This is a genomic window from Streptococcus shenyangsis (genome assembly GCF_006385785.1).
Taxonomy (GTDB): domain Bacteria; phylum Bacillota; class Bacilli; order Lactobacillales; family Streptococcaceae; genus Streptococcus; species Streptococcus shenyangsis.
Map to the genome: position 1 here is coordinate 190,853 of NZ_VFSH01000003.1, position 17,095 is coordinate 207,947.

21 protein-coding genes are annotated in these 17,095 nt (G+C 35.5%); 4 read left to right on the top strand and 17 right to left on the bottom strand.

What is annotated here, in order from left to right; genetic code table 11:
- Positions 1 to 85: 85 nt before the first annotated feature.
- The 12 genes from FJR77_RS03660 to FJR77_RS03715 all read right to left on the bottom strand — a co-directional run bounded on the left by FJR77_RS03660 (position 86) and on the right by FJR77_RS03715 (position 8,918).
- The gene (locus FJR77_RS03660) at positions 86 to 577 is read right to left on the bottom strand and encodes a phosphoribosylanthranilate isomerase (RefSeq protein WP_140832751.1); all 492 of its coding nucleotides are present in this window, start codon (positions 575 to 577) and stop codon (positions 86 to 88) included.
- Positions 578 to 640: 63 nt separating this feature from the next.
- Positions 641 to 1,522, bottom strand: a complete 882-nt coding sequence (locus FJR77_RS03665) for a diacylglycerol/lipid kinase family protein (protein WP_140832754.1) — start codon at positions 1,520 to 1,522, stop codon at positions 641 to 643.
- A gap of 111 nt (positions 1,523 to 1,633) precedes the next feature.
- On the bottom strand, positions 1,634 to 2,386 hold the full coding sequence (locus FJR77_RS03670) for an ADP-ribosylglycohydrolase family protein (protein WP_235888713.1): 753 nt from the start codon (positions 2,384 to 2,386) through the stop codon (positions 1,634 to 1,636).
- A 94-nt stretch (positions 2,387 to 2,480) separates the two neighbouring features.
- Positions 2,481 to 3,098: an SAP domain-containing protein gene (locus tag FJR77_RS03675; RefSeq protein WP_140832756.1), complete on the bottom strand. Its 618-nt coding sequence runs from the start codon at positions 3,096 to 3,098 to the stop codon at positions 2,481 to 2,483.
- Between the two features lie 108 nt (positions 3,099 to 3,206).
- Positions 3,207 to 3,335, bottom strand: coding sequence for an ADP-ribosylglycohydrolase (locus FJR77_RS10440; protein WP_140832758.1), 129 nt, complete (start codon positions 3,333 to 3,335; stop codon positions 3,207 to 3,209).
- An 11-nt stretch (positions 3,336 to 3,346) separates the two neighbouring features.
- Positions 3,347 to 4,153, bottom strand: a complete 807-nt coding sequence (locus FJR77_RS03685; RefSeq protein ID WP_140832760.1) for an alpha/beta hydrolase — start codon at positions 4,151 to 4,153, stop codon at positions 3,347 to 3,349.
- 288 nt (positions 4,154 to 4,441) lie between these two features.
- Positions 4,442 to 5,185: a CPBP family intramembrane glutamic endopeptidase gene (locus tag FJR77_RS03690; RefSeq protein ID WP_140832762.1), complete on the bottom strand. Its 744-nt coding sequence runs from the start codon at positions 5,183 to 5,185 to the stop codon at positions 4,442 to 4,444.
- Positions 5,186 to 5,351: 166 nt separating this feature from the next.
- Entirely contained in the window at positions 5,352 to 5,693 is a 342-nt protein-coding gene (locus FJR77_RS03695) for a GntR family transcriptional regulator (protein WP_140832764.1), read from the bottom strand.
- Positions 5,690 to 5,911, bottom strand: coding sequence for a DUF1648 domain-containing protein (locus tag FJR77_RS03700; RefSeq protein ID WP_070479194.1), 222 nt, complete (start codon positions 5,909 to 5,911; stop codon positions 5,690 to 5,692). Before FJR77_RS03700 ends, FJR77_RS03695 begins: the two co-directional genes overlap by 4 nt.
- A gap of 18 nt (positions 5,912 to 5,929) precedes the next feature.
- Entirely contained in the window at positions 5,930 to 7,489 is a 1,560-nt protein-coding gene (locus tag FJR77_RS03705; RefSeq protein ID WP_140832766.1) for a hypothetical protein, read from the bottom strand.
- Positions 7,482 to 8,192, bottom strand: a complete 711-nt coding sequence (locus FJR77_RS03710) for an ABC transporter ATP-binding protein (protein WP_140832768.1) — start codon at positions 8,190 to 8,192, stop codon at positions 7,482 to 7,484. The genes FJR77_RS03705 and FJR77_RS03710 overlap by 8 nt, the downstream gene beginning before the upstream one ends.
- A gap of 108 nt (positions 8,193 to 8,300) precedes the next feature.
- Entirely contained in the window at positions 8,301 to 8,918 is a 618-nt protein-coding gene (locus tag FJR77_RS03715; RefSeq protein ID WP_070479200.1) for a TetR/AcrR family transcriptional regulator, read from the bottom strand.
- Positions 8,919 to 9,393: 475 nt separating this feature from the next.
- Between FJR77_RS03715 and FJR77_RS03730 the strand changes: the two genes are divergently transcribed.
- The 4 genes from FJR77_RS03730 to FJR77_RS03745 are packed head-to-tail and all read left to right on the top strand — an operon-like array spanning position 9,394 to position 10,638.
- Positions 9,394 to 9,639, top strand: coding sequence for a hypothetical protein (locus FJR77_RS03730; protein ID WP_001813542.1), 246 nt, complete (start codon positions 9,394 to 9,396; stop codon positions 9,637 to 9,639).
- A complete protein-coding gene (locus tag FJR77_RS03735; RefSeq protein ID WP_000806926.1) occupies positions 9,636 to 9,971 on the top strand; it encodes a DinB/UmuC family translesion DNA polymerase in 336 nt (111 codons plus the stop codon). Before FJR77_RS03730 ends, FJR77_RS03735 begins: the two co-directional genes overlap by 4 nt.
- A gap of 12 nt (positions 9,972 to 9,983) precedes the next feature.
- Positions 9,984 to 10,352, top strand: coding sequence for a hypothetical protein (locus tag FJR77_RS03740; RefSeq protein ID WP_000567222.1), 369 nt, complete (start codon positions 9,984 to 9,986; stop codon positions 10,350 to 10,352).
- The gene (locus tag FJR77_RS03745) at positions 10,339 to 10,638 is read left to right on the top strand and encodes a DUF5960 family protein (protein WP_001072467.1); all 300 of its coding nucleotides are present in this window, start codon (positions 10,339 to 10,341) and stop codon (positions 10,636 to 10,638) included. The genes FJR77_RS03740 and FJR77_RS03745 overlap by 14 nt, the downstream gene beginning before the upstream one ends.
- Positions 10,639 to 10,755: 117 nt before the next feature.
- Here FJR77_RS03745 and msr(D) read toward each other — a convergent pair whose 3' ends face one another.
- From msr(D) to FJR77_RS03770, 5 genes are all read right to left on the bottom strand, one after another.
- Entirely contained in the window at positions 10,756 to 12,219 is a 1,464-nt protein-coding gene (msr(D), locus tag FJR77_RS03750) for an ABC-F type ribosomal protection protein Msr(D) (RefSeq protein WP_000420313.1), read from the bottom strand.
- Between the two features lie 119 nt (positions 12,220 to 12,338).
- Positions 12,339 to 13,556: a macrolide efflux MFS transporter Mef(A) gene (gene mef(A) / locus FJR77_RS03755; RefSeq protein WP_054367041.1), complete on the bottom strand. Its 1,218-nt coding sequence runs from the start codon at positions 13,554 to 13,556 to the stop codon at positions 12,339 to 12,341.
- A 385-nt stretch (positions 13,557 to 13,941) separates the two neighbouring features.
- Entirely contained in the window at positions 13,942 to 14,112 is a 171-nt protein-coding gene (locus FJR77_RS03760; RefSeq protein WP_000873143.1) for a hypothetical protein, read from the bottom strand.
- 514 nt (positions 14,113 to 14,626) lie between these two features.
- Positions 14,627 to 15,982, bottom strand: coding sequence for a 23S rRNA (uracil(1939)-C(5))-methyltransferase RlmD (rlmD, locus tag FJR77_RS03765; RefSeq protein WP_140832771.1), 1,356 nt, complete (start codon positions 15,980 to 15,982; stop codon positions 14,627 to 14,629).
- A gap of 73 nt (positions 15,983 to 16,055) precedes the next feature.
- Positions 16,056 to 17,030, bottom strand: coding sequence for a DUF1002 domain-containing protein (locus FJR77_RS03770; protein ID WP_140832773.1), 975 nt, complete (start codon positions 17,028 to 17,030; stop codon positions 16,056 to 16,058).
- Positions 17,031 to 17,095: the final 65 nt, after the last annotated feature.

The following is a 17,095-nucleotide window of genomic DNA, read 5'->3' on the forward strand; positions in this document are numbered from 1 at the left end:
AAGGCTTGTCCGTAGATTCTAGTGGTTTGGTTCTATAAATAAAAAAGCAGCCAGTCTTACAACTTGCTACTTTCCAAATGATGATTTACAAATGTCTTTCCAGCCACTCAATTTTTTTAAAATCCTTATTGTTATTGTGCTCATTTCGATAAGAATCTTGGGAAGAAGCCTTGTAAATACTTAAAAACTGTTCCAAACTTGGAATGCGAAAAGTGATGTTTTCGAGATGAATCAACTCTATATCCGATTCCGAAACTCCTGCAAAATCAGGTAAAGAATCGATACTTCCGAATTCAATACTCAGACCATCTTTTTGGAATTCATGCTCATGAATATCTATTAAGGCGTAGCCTAAGTCTTTCATCACTTTCATTATCTTGTCCCACTCATAAATTCTGAGATGATCAGGTGCTTCCCAACCTCTAGGATCACCAGGCACATGAATGTCAATGTCAGACGGCCTCCATTCTTCATTTGAACGGTATTCAAAACCCAAGGACCCCATGAGCGTCGGAGTGATTCCGACTTGGTTTAAATGAGAACAAATTGTTCGAAATTCATCAAATAGAGAATTCATTCCTCCTCCAATCGTTGATATAGAACTTAATTTCGTTGTGAATAATAAACTAATTTTTATCTTTTACTCTTTCGGTTTTGAAAATACTTCTACTCGCTGAGCTAGGACTTTGATTTCTACAGGTAGGTTATCGGATTTATCGCCATCAACATCTGACTCCAATTCACTATCTGAAGAGATCTTAATATTACGCGCTCTGATATACTCAATATTATCATTGCCGACAACATCTCCTTTTAGTAAATCAGGAATAACGGATAATTTAGAGAATATAGAAGCATCTTTTAGAATCAAAATATTGGCATAGCCATCTTTATTTTCTTCAAAGATTTTTTTGTCAGCGAAGTAATTTGTCAAGAGAACCAAAACATGACTAGCTTCACCAACATAATTTCCATTTTCTGTCTCAACCTTAATGTTAAAGACCTGATCCGTCATGACAGACTTCATAGTATTTACAGCATAGGCTAAAATACCGAATTTTGTCTTGTCCTCGATTTCAACATTGTGAATCGCCTCAGGAAGAGAACCGATACTAAAGATATAACCAAAATAATTGTCATTCGCTTTACCGATATCAATCTTATTAGTTAAGTTAAAATCGAGTTCATCAATCGCCCCATCGATGTCTTGATTGATTTCCAATAGTTTTGTAATAAGGTTACCCGTACCGCCTGGGATAATACCCAACTTAGGAACGTAGTCTCTCTCAGCAATACCCGAAATGACTTCGTTGACAGTCCCATCTCCACCAAACACAACCACTGCATCGTACTGCTCACTAGAAGCTTCCTCAGCAAAATGTGTTGCATCCAGCGCCTTTTCGGTAATTTTGGTTTCCACGTGCTCAAAGTATTCTTTTGCTTTATTTTCCAGCTTATCTTTGTAATCCAAAGCCTTCTCGCCACCAGAAGTAGGGTTGATAATTAACATTGCCTTTTTCATTGATTTTCTCCTTAATATTCGTTAGAAATCTTTATATTTCATTATATGAAACTAAATGTACCCCTATTATACAATGAAAACTCAGAAAAAAGAAATCTGACGTACTGGAGATTAATACGCTTTTATTCTATTTTCCCATCTAATGACTACATCCTTTAAGGGGTCATCTAAGTAAGAAAAGGCTTTTTCCTTGATCAAATCAGAGATACCGTAAGCTGCCAGTGAGATGGCATTTCTTATCTCATCTTCGAAATCTCTACTTTCAAGAAAAGCAATAATGGCTTGAGGGACAGTTTCTTGACATGTTTCGTTAAAACGATAGTTAGGGCGGATTTCATCTAAAGTTTGAGATAGATTGTAGCCGTATTCCTGCTCAATATAATCCTTAATCTGTCTTTTGCACTCTGTAGGATTGTCATTGATTGGTTGCTCATAATCTCCACAATAACCTCCAAAGTAATAACGACACAGAAAGATAGCATCAGTTGTCGCCATGGCTCCTTTGATACCTTCTGGATGATTATAGGTGACTTCTGCTGAAAGTCGTGCAAGCTTTCTAGTTGATGGTGTCATACCTGTTCTTGCACAAAAGCCACAGTCCATAAGCCAAGCACAAGGAGAAACACGCATAGCAGAGCCATTTCCAAAGCTATTATAAGGCTTACGATTGTCACTATTGATCCAACTACTAAACCGAGCACCGTAGCCCGCATCGGGATACATTTTGCCGTATTTCTTCATAGCATCAATAAAGTCATCCTCCAGACCACCATTAATGATGGCTTCTGCCACAGCACAGGTCATAACCATATCGTCTGTGAAAAAACAATCTTTCCGAAATAAAGGAAAGTTCTTCGTTTTGATATTGTTCTATTCGTAAACAGAACCGACAATATCTCCAATAATAGCTCCTAGCATAAGATTCCTCCTTGTGAACTATTAGTTTAGACTGATTTTTCTATTTCCCATACTCGTTTATTTTATCAGCATATTCAGTCAAAAGATTCTTTGAATAAATTTTTTCAGCCTTTGAATTTCTAACTTCTTTCCAAAGAATAGAAGCTATTTTTAACTTGTTTGAGTAGTTGCGGCTATTTTCATCTGCACAAAAATCCTTTAAAAACTGGTTCCATTGACAAACTGAATGATCATACTTGGCATAATCTGAATTTCCATAATAAACTTTTAGCATATCTTGGATTGTAAAATTCAAATCGTGTTCCCTTTTTACTTTTCTCCAAGCAGTCGCCATATCAGCAGTAAATTTAAATGGCGAAACATCTGTTAAAGTTGAGAAATATTCTCTAAAGTGTGCATTAAAGGAGAATCCACATTCAAGTAAGGGCGTATCTAAGGCAACGACTTCTACTCGTTTCTTTTTCCCTTTTATTGATGATTTTTTAATCAAATTACCCTTAAAGTACTGCTCAATAATATCATTAAGTTCCTGTTTTGTACCTCTATATTCAAGCCCTAATGACTTGCATATCTGTGAAAGTTCATCACGATACCAGTAGTATTTATTAAACTCATCAAATGATGTGACTTTATTGAACTCAGGTCTGCTTTCTATCAATATTTTACCTCCTTCCTCAAAGACAATTTATGTTGTCATCTCAAAATAAAGGAGTTTTAGTTTCTTTATTTTGAGGATTAGCAACGTTTCACTAACAAGCTTACACATTCAACGGTTCGGACTCACCGTATCATCCGTGAAAAAACAATCCTTCCGAAATAAAGGAAAGTCCTTTGTTTTGATATTGTTCCATTCGTAAACAGAACCGACAATATCTCCAATTATTGCTCCTAGCATCCGTTTCCTCCTTATGGCATATCAGATTCGTTAAACATTTCTAATGAATCACTCTTTAAAAATGGCACCACCAAATAAATCCACTCATAAGGTAGGTAAGCTGATAAATAGCCGTGGTTATAGCCCTTTGCTTCATACAAAATTGTATTTGAATGTAGCTGATGAAATAATTTCGCTGATTCTTTCACACAGTTCAATTCTTTTTCACCATAGATATACAGAACCTGAGCCTTGCTAGCAGAAATCATATCTTTCAGCTTGTAATGCCCCATATAGGTTTTGTAAATGGTCACCAATGTTTTAATAGGCGTCCTTGGCAGATCCTCCAAATAATAAGCTTTTATTTCCTCTGGATAAGCCAGTTTAGGATAGAGTTTGTTCATCATGCTTAACTGAAGTTTGCAAGAGAATTTATTGAACATCAATTTACCAAATAGAGACACTAGAAAGATTCTGATTTTAGCTAACCTTGGTTGAGGAATACAGAGGCTTCCGTCTATGATGGCCTTCTCAGCAATTTCACTATCTAAAGATAAAAGCTCCATGGCAATTTGACCACCAAGTGAAACACCACCGATTGCAAACAATTTCCCACCACAGTTTGCTTTGATATAGTCTAGAATCTCCAAAGCAGAATCTTCAGTAGAAACATAATCAAGTTGATATTCCTCTCCGTGGCCATTCAAAGTGGGTAGAATAATACGGTATTCTTCTGACAGGATTCGTGCTTGACGAAGATAATTCCACCAAGAACTGCCACCACCATGTATCAGTAAAATAGGAGGCAAATTCTTATTACCAAATTCATGGAATTTCATGTTTAAACTCCTTACTGTAGGACCTTCACTAGCTAATTTTCCTTGTTCAATCAGTTTGAATAAGCAGTGATACCGCCTCAACGTGTGTTAATATTCTTCTTTTATATTAATAAACAAAAGGCAATGAAAATCATTTTAAAATGATACTGTGGAACGGAAAGATTTTCGCCAGTTCCAAAAGAAACGACATTCATCATTCCACTTGAAATTACAACAGAAAATTCTTTAACAGCGATTATCTAGATAGACCGATTATTACCTTCAATAATGGATATGCTGATCTAAATTTTAAAATGTTGTTTCCTTACTAATCCTATTACTCGCCAATATAGTATAAATAAAATAACCAATAAAAATGATAATAAAAATAACATTAATTTTTAACACAAAATAGAGATTTAACAAATTTGCGAACGCATGAAATAATATACAGTATCCCACAGATTTCGTTTGACGGTAAAGAAGCCCTAAAACAAAACTTAAAAATAATGTATATATAAAAAATAAAATAAAAGGAAATCCTTGATGACTTTCTCCAACTATAAACCATAAAGGCAGATGCCACATTCCCCAAATTGATCCTACCATCAAATTAGATTGCCAATAAGTATATTTTTTATCAAGTAATAGCTGTAATATTCCTCTCCATCCTAATTCTTCATGTCCACCACCAAAAAAAATTAGTTGTATAAAGAATAAAGGCATCAGATAAATTGATACTCCATTTAATTCTAAGGAAGATACAGAAAATAGTATCAAAATTGCTAACAAATGAATAATGAAATAAATACTACTGTTTTTTCTTTTATTAAATACAAAATGTTTAAATTTTATATTATTCCTTTTCAAATAAAAGCCACTTGCAATAGCTGGACCAAGTGCACCTACTATATGTAACATTCTCCCTATAAATGTTTCTAATCCCAAAATATGAGATTGAGTAAATATGGCAAGAAGCACCCAAGCTATATAAGTAATTCCAAATGTACAATAAAGATAATTTTTTAAATTCTTTTTGTCAATTTCTGTCATTTTATCTTCCTTATCTTGATTATTTTATGAATAATATTTTTACTGCTTCTTAGTTGCTCTCGATTATAACTACCTATATTCTATCACAAAAATACAAAAAAAGCCTTACAATCAAGGCTTTTCTATACTTTCACAAAAATCCTAATAAATTTCCATTCAACTTCTTCTAAGCATCTTTTCTAAAAAATAAATTGACAATCTCATCTTCTGAAAAGCCTAGCTCACCAAGTTTTTCAAACAAAATTTTCACTAGCTTGTTAGATTCTTGATATCTTAACTCCTTTATTTCTTGCTCGCTTGCTATGACAAAATATCCTAATGTTCCACAGCTAATAACCAAATTCTGTTCTTCGAGAACTTTCATTGCTTTTTGGACAGTTGCCGGATTACACTTCTCGTTTTCTGCTAATCTCCTTATTGAAGGAATTTGTTGTTCAGATGCATAATCACCTCTTAAAATAGTCGTTCTTAATTTTGATGCAATTTGTAAATATAGATGGTGTTTCATTTAATCTTTTTATTTTCACTTTTCCTAACAAACTTCCAATATGCAGAATAGGGGATGACTGTAGCTAGTAGAAGATAGTATTTATTTGCAAACATATCTGCTTCTCCTTTTGCATTGAAATGAATCGGAACTTTTTCTGGGAGAAATCTACAAATAACAACTATTATAGCTAGCATTACTAATAACACCAAAATATCTTTTATCAGTCTGTTTTTCATCTTATTTTTCTCCTTTAACTAGATAAAATTTTTCTTGCTTATTGTTAAATAAACACCCATTGTAATAGCCAATAAAACTACTGATACTAACTGTAAAACAAATATAATCGGAAGATTAAACAGCCAATTAATCAAAAGTGGCGTAATAAGCGCAATCATACCAATAATTCCAGTTACAATAACAGGAAGACTTTGTTTGACAACTATCATCTCACTGTACCAATCATAGTTAGGATATTTTTTATTTAATGCAATTCCGATTACAGTTATAAAAAAGGAGTAACATATAGGAACAATAATTAGATTCATAACTTGAATAGGATTCATATCAAGTTTCAGCATAAATACATATACAGAAATCATATATCCAATCAAATGAAGTGTAAGGTTGACAGCTATCTTAGCATTTAAAATCATTTTCACTTTAACCGGAGAACTTTTCAAAATCCAAATATTTTTACCTTCTAAAGATATGGATGAAGCTGCTGGACAACTGAGTGAAAGCATAGATGAAATAAAGACAGGAGCTAAGTTTGAAAGATACTCATTTATATCTTCAATTCCTGCAGAATTTCCTATTTGCCCTACAGAATTAAACAGGAAACATATACTAAAGACACATAAAAGAATCACTCCAAGCCCAGCATTCAAGACTGCCATATAAGAACTTAAAAATCGTCCAAGCTCTTTTTGATACAAGGCAAAAAACACAGATTTTCTTTCATAAGATACTTTGTCATTAGCATATCTTGATTTTGTATTGGCAAGTGTATTAAGTAGTCCATACTTCAACGAAGCAATTTTGACAAATAGATAAAAGACGACTATTGAAAGAACTATATAAAATCCCATCCCATAGTACATTGGAAAATTGTAGTATGACATAAATAGTCTAGAAATTGGATACAGTCCAGTAATTTGCTTAGCCAGAGTAACCCCAATACTAATTTCATCACCTGATTGCAAAGCTGATAATGCAAAATATCCAATTATACCTAACATCGCAAATGAAAAAATAAGAGAGATAACATTTTTTCTTTTAAAAAAAGATGAAGCGACAACAATAACGATTCCCATGCATGTCGCTATACACATGGGGATCAAAGGGGCAAAAATTATAGAAGTAAAATACAATATAATCTGTAGGAGGTTTAAACTTCCGTTCAAGCCCCATACAATTCCACCCGGAAGCATAAACATCAAGCCTATTAAAAAATTCAATAAGTACATAAACATGAACTTGCTGGTGATAATATACGAACTTTTAACAGGTAAGGATAGGAGAATTTCCATATCTCGACTACCAAATAAAATGCCATTCGAATAAAAGACAGTCAAAAATAATATTGAAAAACTTGATACAGAGACCATATATGCCGGTATCAAGTCCTGCTGTCCGACGTGTACCAATGTTTTCGCTGTTAGTATATTATAAACAAAGCAAAATAAGGAAAGAGTTATTATGCCAAAACTCGCAATAGCCATTGAACTTTGTTTTTTATTTCCTGAATCTCTAATCTCGTTAATAGGAAAGAAATTAATCAATTGCGCCTTAAGCAGTATCCAAATGTTACTCATTGTCCTGCACCTCCATGAAAAATGCCTCCAATGATTCATCACCTTTGACGTCTCCTGTATTGCCACTTGCAATTAACTTTCCATTTTTGACAATGGCAATCTTATTACATAATTTTTCCGCAACATCCAATACATGGGTTGAAAAGAAAATAGCACCTCCATCTGAAACACACTCATGCATAATTTTCTTTAGTAGGAAAGTTGCTTTGGGATCTAGCCCAACAAAAGGTTCATCTAAAATCAACAGTTTGGGAGAATGTACAAGTGCAGAAATAATGGCTGTTCGTTGCTTCATACCATGTGAATATGAAGAAATAATCCCCGAAAGATGCTCAGTCATATCAAATAAATCACCGTATTTTTGGATTCTCTCCCTGCGTATTTTTGTAGGAATTTCAAACAAGTCAGCAATAAAATTAATATATTGAAGTCCTGTCATATGTTCATACAAATCTGGATTATCTGGGATATACGCCATCATTTTTTTACAAATAACAGGTTCTTCTTTAATAGAATGACCGTTGATAATTATACTTCCGTCTTCAAAATCATGGATACCGACAACTGCCTTTATAGTTGATGTTTTTCCCGCACCATTTGCCCCAATAAAACCATAAATATCTCCAGGCTGTACTGAAATAGACAGGTTATCCACAACCTTCTTATCTCCATAACTTTTACTAAAATTCTTTATCTCTAACATATTTTCGTCTCCATTGACAATTTGTCAGTAATATTTTGAAATAATACCGATAGCTTGTTTTGATTTAGCTATCGGTACGTAGTTCTCTTTACAAACATTCTATCTTTTTTAATTGCTAAAGAGTCCTTTTGTATTTAGATTTTGTTCCAGCATTATCTTAAATGCATTCAAGTAATCTTTGACAGGTTCTTTCTTTGAAGTTTTTATACCTATGTTATTTGAAACAAAAACATAGGCTGTCATCAGAAATTCTGCTGTTTCTGATGGATATTTTACAGAAAATACTTTTTCTGAGATGCCTTGATTTATTATCCTCTCAAAATATATAGTCAGTTTTTCAATGAGCTTATGAGATAACTTATCTAACATATAACGATTTTCTTCAAGATCAACCGTCTTTTGTAACTCAGTTCCTTCCGCTGAAACGTTATCTGTAGAGATTATTGTGGCATCTATAAAGGCTCTTATTTTTTCAATAGCAGTTTTGTCGTCATCATTGACAATCACATGAATATCTCTCAATAATTTCTCTGAATAACGTTCCACAAGATAATACAGAATATCTTCTTTGTTCTTAAAGTGATAGTATAACAAACCTCGTGATATATTTACCTTATCGACTATATCCTGAGTTGTTGTGTTCGCATATCCTTTCTCCATAAAGAGGAGCATAGCAGCATCCATAATCTCAGCCCGTCGAATTTCCGGATCTTTTACATCTCGCATTTTATTCCTCCTGATTATAAATCATACTACTTTACTGACAAATTGTCAATTATAAAATTACCTTTTTGAGGATACCAAAAAAACCTTGACACCAAGGCTTTTTCGTCAACATTTTTTCTAAGCTCGTACAAGCAGTGATGCTGCCTCAACATGATGCGTCTGCGGGACTAAAAAGGTTTGGGGAACCTTTTGAGGATTAACTGCGTTTCACTAACAAACTCACACACTCGACGTGTGCTGAGAGCTTTCTTCTATACTAATAGACGAAAGGGTGTGAAAATGATTTTTAAATGATACTGTGGAACGGAACAGTAGCCCTAGTATTGACTACTGTCGTTTCTATTCATATTGGCTATTCTAGGACTGAGATGAAAAAATCTATAAATGCTCAGAATAAAATTGAACCCGCAAATCTCCCCAAAACAATGGTGAGTCATGTACTTGTATTATTCCGAAAAAATACACCTCTGGTGCAGTGAGACAAATTGGTGTATCTTATAGTGGCTTCGTAGATGAAAGCTATACTCTACTATCACTCTTTGATGATGTAGAACAAATTGAAAAAGATAATAGACTTCAGACAGCTATTGATGTTGTCAGAGAACAGTTTGGTTTTTTAGCCATACAAAAAGGAACCGTCCTAACTGAAGGTTCCAGAAATATTGAACGCAGTAAACTTATCGGTGGTCATTCCGCGGGTGGATTGGAGGGATTAAAATGAAACAAGAAAAAAATACAGTACAATTTTCAGAAATCCGTAGCAAAGGATGTAATGATATTGAAATGCTTGAAAGATTTTTACATGGAATCGTTGAAACAGCAACTTCAAAACTTCGTCAGAGAAAACTCAAAACAACTGAAATATCGATACGACTAGTACATGCTAAATCTGAAAACCGATTACCATTGGAATTTACATTTAGCATTAAGCCAACAAGCTCATCTGTGATAATCTATACTGAGGTAATCAATCGCTTTAAAGAATGTTACACAGGTGGGGGAATTCAAGGTTTTACGATTCAATTTGATAAAAATACCCTTGCCTCTGCATAGAAAGGATTTGATATGATTGACCGTTCATATTTACCATTTCAATCAGCAAGAGAGTACCAGGATACAAAGATGCAAAAATGGATGGGCTTTTTCCTATCTGAACATGCATCAGCACTCTCTGATGATACAAACAAAGTAACGTACATGTCTGACTTATCACTAGAGAAGAAATTATTACTCCTCAGTCAAGTATACGCCGGGCAGCTACGCACACGCATTCAAGTGATTGAAAAAAACAAGCGTGTTTCCTACACTGGAACAATACCAAGTCTGACCAAAGATTTCATTTTGATAAAAACTACAACAGGTCACATCAATTTGAAATTAAAAGACATTATTAGTATTGAACTTGTCGAGGAGGTGCTCTATGAATCAGCTTGAGTTTCAGCGTAATCACCTACAAATGGACTATTATAGCGAGAGCTACCAAGATTTTGAACGTGACTTCTACCGCTACTCTAACATGAATATTCCATTGACCTTCCTAACTGATGATATCCTAAAAACAATGGCGACTTCACGTAAGAATTACTTTGTCCTCAATAAGGAAAAGTCCAGAGATAACCGCGATCACTTCTTCATATTTGAAGTAAGTACCGTAGATGAGAATCCGCTAATCTATCATTATACATATAAGAAAACTACAATATATTTAGCAGAAAAATAGGAGCAGTTCAATTGACTGTTCCTATTTTTAATATTCATAAAATCTAAAGTCTTTATACTCTTTAACAATGGAGTCGCCAACCAGAACAGACTATACTGACCAGCGACTACCTTAAATTTAATGTTTCAGATTTATTTTCTTATCTCTAATTTCATAAACTACATCTGCTACATTTTCGAGTAATCGTTTATCGTGGGTGATAAACACGATAGTTCCGGTGTACTCCTTCATTAGTATTTCCAAAGCCTCTAAACTTGGTATGTCAAGGAAGTTACTGGGTTCATCCATTATTAGGATGTTATATCTACCCATGAGCATTTTAGCAAGCAACAATTTTATAATTTCTCCACCGCTTAAAACAGATAAACTTTTTCCAATATCGTTCTGTTTGAACCCCATAGATGCTAGCACTGAACGAATTTCTGATATATTGTAGTCACAATCCTTCTGCATAAACTCCATAACATTCTGATTACTGTTGTACTTGTAACCATTCTGTGCAAAGTAACCTATTTTTGCCTTAGGCGAAATAGAAATTCCTTCTTCATGGTTTAAGATCATTTGGATTAAAGTTGTTTTTCCGATTCCATTACCACCAGTTAACGCCACTTTTGCTCCTAACGGAATTTGAAAAGATGCATTTTCAAACAGAGCCTTATCCCCAAATACTTTATTAATTTCTGCACCGACTATAGGGTATGGATTATGGAGCTCCAATGCTTTACTTTGCCTGAAACGAATTCTGCGAATGCCTTCCGGAGCTTCTACTTTTCCTAAGGCCGCAATCCTGTGCTCTAGGGTTTTAGCAGCATTATACATCTTTTTTTCCTTACTTCCTATTGATTTTTGATGAGCTAAACGCCCTCCGTCTTCAGTACTTTTTTTCTTTGAAGAACCTTTTGCCTTCTGTTCTATTTTACGAGCCTGTTTTCGCTTTTCCTCCGCAGCCCTTTCCAATCGGGCACGTTCCGCAATAAATTGTTCGTATTCTGCAGCTTGGCTCTTACGTTCTTCCTCTTTCTGACGAAGATAATCAGAATAGTTTCCCCAATACTCAGTGATTTTGCCATCTTTCAGTTCCCATATTTTATCTACTATTTCATCAAGAAAATAGCGGTCATGGCTAATAACTAACAGTGCACCTGTAAAATATTTTAGCTGTCCTATTAGAAAATCAATTCCTTCACGGTCTAAATGGCTCGTAGGTTCATCCGCTAAAATACCATGAACCTGTGCCGATAAGGCCTGTGCTATTTTAAGCCTTGTTTCTTCACCACCGCTCATAGTCTGTATATTTAATTGCTCAACACCTAGCTTGCCTACAAGTGCAAAATCTTTTTCCTCCTGCAGAGTTACTTCGTCCAACTGGGGAATATAGGCAAGTTCACCCAGACGATTCATTTTACATCCTGGGGGAGTTAATTCTCCTAAAAGTACCCTGAGTAAAGTGCTTTTTCCAGCACCATTTGCTCCTACTAAACCAATACGGTCATAATCATATACTTCTAATTCATTTATATCTAAAACATCGCGTCCTTTGAATTCCACACGAATGTCTTTTGCTTTTAATATTAATTCCATAACATTTCCTCCTGTCTATAATCGCATGCTTTCATTTGCTTGTATGCAGGGAAAACCCTGCGATTTTAGCAGGAAGAGTTACATGAAAATAAGATACATAAATATTCCTCCAATATTGTTTATTTTAAATCTAATTTTCTAACCTCAGTTATCATTTGGCAAACTATAGCAATGCCAATAATTAAAATACCTGATAGTAAAAACCAATGATTTACACCGATTTTATCAGCAAAGAATCCAGAAAGAATTAACCCAATTGGCATAGCAAGTGACATGATACTTCCGATCAAAGAAAATACACGTCCTAAATATTCAGGCTTAATTTTCTCCTGAAAAAGAGCTGTTTGCACACCGCTATAAAATGGCACCGAAAGCCCCATTATTGCACAGCAAACTACGAATATTACAAATCCATTTGGAGGAAGTATTCCCGAAACGGCTAAACTGGTCCCCATTATAAAAAATGAACTTGTTATTAGTAATACATGCTTTTCGAAGCCCCCTAATCTTCCTAATAATAAGCCTCCTGCTAGCATCCCAAATGCAAAGGAAATTTCCGTAATAGAAATATGCACAGGCGTTCCATTAAAGCGTTCCATGCTTATTAAAGGAAATAGTGCATTGATTGGCATATAAACAAAAGTATATAGTGTTCCTAAGAGTAATAAGGCAAACAATCCTTTGTTTTGTCTCAGAACCACAACTCCTTCTTTCATCTCCCTTATGAAATTTGGTTCTAAACTTTGCACTTGATTACCCAGCTTAGGTATACGTACAATTGCTACCGTAATAGATGCAATCACAGCACCCAATACGTCGATGGCAATAATAGCATTTAAATCCCAAACGGAGTATAAGAGTGCTGCAACTGCCGGACTAACAATATAGCTTATAGACTGCAAAGACTGACTATAGCCTGCGCATTTCGTTAGCTGTTCTTCTGGTACTAAAAGTGGTGTAACCGCATTGAGTGCTGGGGTATGAAAAGCTGTTCCAATGCTACGGATAAACAATACTATCATAATCATCCAGACAGGTAGCTCCATACAGAATGCAACAATAGCAAGCACTGCACCAGCTGCTGCGATAATTAAATCGGCACCAATCATTATCTTCTTCCTATCATGACGATCCACTAGCACACCAATGGCAGGTCCCAAAATCGCATAGGGTAAAAAACCTACTAATGAAGCCATAGACAAGACCATCGCAGATCCTGTTTTTTCTGTAAGGTAAAAAATAATCGCCATTTGCAGGATGGCACTAGTGATTAATGATACTGCTTGCCCTGCCCATATTGCATAAAATTTTCGTTTCCAATTGTTGTATTTTTCCATTTATATTATCTCCTGCATATTATTTTGCTTGAATTTCTATTTTGAATAGCATTCTAGGCAATAAAAAATGCAGGCCAAACCCCACAATGTGGCTTTTGGTCTGCATACATACAATTTGGAAACATTCATATTAAAGACATAGTTAAATAAAGGTATAGTTAAATAACCAATATCCTCACCGTAACTAATGAATGCTCAATATCGTATAAATAAGCACAACAAAAAAGCCTATCATCGGGTATAGATTCTGCTTTTTTTATTGCCAGCTTATCTTAAACGCATTGAGGCTGTCATAGTTTCGGTTCCTCCTACATCTTTGTTTATATCAATTTATAGTATAACACAACAAGATGATATGTTCAATATAAAAGTTATGGAATGAGACTCATACTTCCAATTCGATGCCAGATTTAAAGGATATGACGAAGTTTTCTTCATAGACTGTAACGCTCTGGATTATCTTCCTTAGTAGCAAGCGATTAGCTTTCACAAAATCTTCTGTTTGTAGTTTTAAAAATTCATCAGGATTTTCTAACTCAACCTCAAAATATTTCATTTTACATTCCCTCATTTCATTTATTGATAAATTGAGTTTGCAAAAAAGAGTGGACAATTTTTGTCTACTCTTAACCTTTAAAATAGTTTTTTTTAATCGATTTGAAGTTGCCTAAATTATTACTTATTCGGTAAAATGAAGTATTGCTTTCAACAGATTTCCTTCAACTACACTTCACTTGATTCAAACAAGGTGGGTACATTTCTATTCCCACAAACTCCTTGTCAATGGAAACAAACACGTACCCACAGGGTAAATGGAAATAGAAACTGATAATTTCTAGCTATCACTTCTACTCATTCCAAAAATTTTCTCACTCTGATACTTACCCACCATAAAGCAAAAAGCCTTGCAATCAAGGCTTTCATTATCCCTTTCGTTCAAAGGTTTCTAAGCTTTTACGAGCAGAGCGACACACTCAGCGGTTCGCTATCTCCGTTCTGTCTGCGTGCTAGCACTTGTCAATCACGGACAGCTATCGCATGGGCGGAAGTAAATGCTAATCTTCGTCGTTTTACTCCTTGACTAGCAAACTTACCGCCTCAACATGATGCGTTTGTGGAAACAAGTCCACCGGCTGGACTTTCTTCAATTCATATCCTAATTCTTGGTAGAGTTTGATATCACGCGCCATGGTTGCGACATTACATGAGATATAAGCGATGCGATCTGCTCCTGTTTGGCTACTTGCCTTGATAAAGCTTTCGGTTAAGCCCTTGCGTGGAGGATCAACCAAGATAACGGTTGGTTGAATCCCATCTTTGAGCCAATTTTTCATAGCATTTTCAGCCGTATCACAGACATAGTGGGCATTTGAAATATTGTTCAGTTGAGCATTCTTCTTGCTATTCTCAACTGCTTCTGGAATCACTTCAACACCATAGACTTCCTTGACGTGTTTGGCAACAGAGAGGCCAATCGTCCCAATCCCCGAATAGGCATCAATAACCACATCATCTTCTTTTAATTCAGCAAAATCAATGGCTGTTTGATAAAGTTTTTCAGCCATTTCAGTATTGACTTGGTAAAAAGCAGGTCCAGCGATTTGGTAGTCATTTCCCAACATCTGGTCAGTGATATAGTCTTGTCCATAAAGTGTGCGCCATTCCTTACCAAAAATTGCATTGGTATTCTGCTCGTTGATATTTTGCATGACAGACACAATCTCTGGGAACTGCTTGATGAATTGTTCAATCAATTGGTCCACACGAAAAACTTTGGGACGAGTTGTCACCAAAATGACCATGATTTGTCCTGAATAGTGGCCACGACGCACCACAAGATTACGAATCAAGCCAGCTTGTTCCTTTTCATCATAAGGTTTCAGGTCATAACGACGGAGCAAGTCGCGTAGAGCTACAACTACCTCATCAATCACAGGATCTTGGATAAAGAAATCTTCTAGAGGCATGAGGTCATGGGAATTCTTACGGAAAAATCCAGTTTCCAAAACACCATTAACACGACGAACAGGGACCTGTGCCTTGTTACGATACTTGACTGGATTTTCCATACCAAGCGTTTCAGCAACCTCTACATCCGTAATACCAGCAATCTTGTATAGACTGTCCTTGACTTGCTTAGTTTTAAATTTGAGTTGTTCTGGATAGGAAAGATGACCTAAATCCGCGATTCCTGAACGAAGGTAAGCCAAATCTAGATTGTGATTACGGTGTGGTGACTGGACAAGGTATTCTTCAACTTTCCCAAAACCAATCTTTTTATTAACCTTGAGGACACGCATAAGGATTTTTTCAGTCGGTAAAGCATTCTCTACAAAAAAGACCAAACCATCTACCTTCGCCACACCTGAACCTTCATGGGTCAAGTCAACAATTTCAACTTCTACAATATCATTTTTCTTTAACATTCTCTTCACTTTCTATTGGCCGACAAAAAAGACGGCAACGTTACAGTTACCATCTATTATACCATGAAATTTCTTAAGAACCAAAACTCTTGAAGAAGTTGACAATGGCTTGCCAGAGGGAGCTTAGAAAATTACCGCCATCCTCTAGCGCTTTATCAGCATCAAAGTTAAGGTTAATATTTTTAAAACTGTCGCCAGCTTGTGAAACAATACTTTGTTTAAGGTCATTCAGGGTTTTAGTGAAGTCTGCATTGCTGAGGATATCACTTTTTGAGAGATTCAAAGCAAAATTGATGATGATATTGATCTGGTTTCCTGTTATGACCTGATCAAGTTTGTAATTTTTTAAGGTATCTTCAACGATTTTGCGGACATCTTCCTCTGTCAGATTTCCCTTGCTTTCTTTAGCTTTGGCGAGTCCTGACTTGATATCGGCTAGAGCAACGTTCAATTTATTAGCATCATAGCCAGACTTGTCCTTGTTTTCAGCATTGATATCGGACAAAGCCTTCAACTCTTCTTGAGCCAAATCTTTGTTGGCTTGTGGCACCTTGGCTCCATTAGCTTCTAGCGAATAGTAAATCCCGGCTAAGGCACTCTCACCTGTAACTGGAATAGGTGCTGCTACAGTGATTTTGGCGTGTTCCACACCCAAAGTTACGGCCGCATTGCGGTACATATCCTGCGTCACCTTAGTGATATTTTCTGGTGTTTCAATCTTGACCTCAAGTGACGATTTGTCACCTAGCTTTTGAATCTTGGCTGATGAATACAATTGTAAGCTAGAGTCATTGGCAACATTCATAATCTTAGAATAGACATCAGGTGTCATGGTCTTGAGTTCTTTGGTGTCTGTTGAGGCATTGTAGCCTAGTTTTTTAAGGGTTTGATTTTTTTGGTCTTCAGACAATGATGAACCTAGGACATATTCAGGTTGAACATAGGTTTCATCGATGACTTTTTGAACATCTGTTGCTGCATGGGCGCTATTCATAGCTGTTACTGCCCACAAGACCGCAGCACTAGTCAGAAAGAGTTTCTTTCTCATTGGGAATTTCCTCCTTTACCTTTCTAGAGTAATATATCTATCTTAAAGAAAACTTATAACAAAAA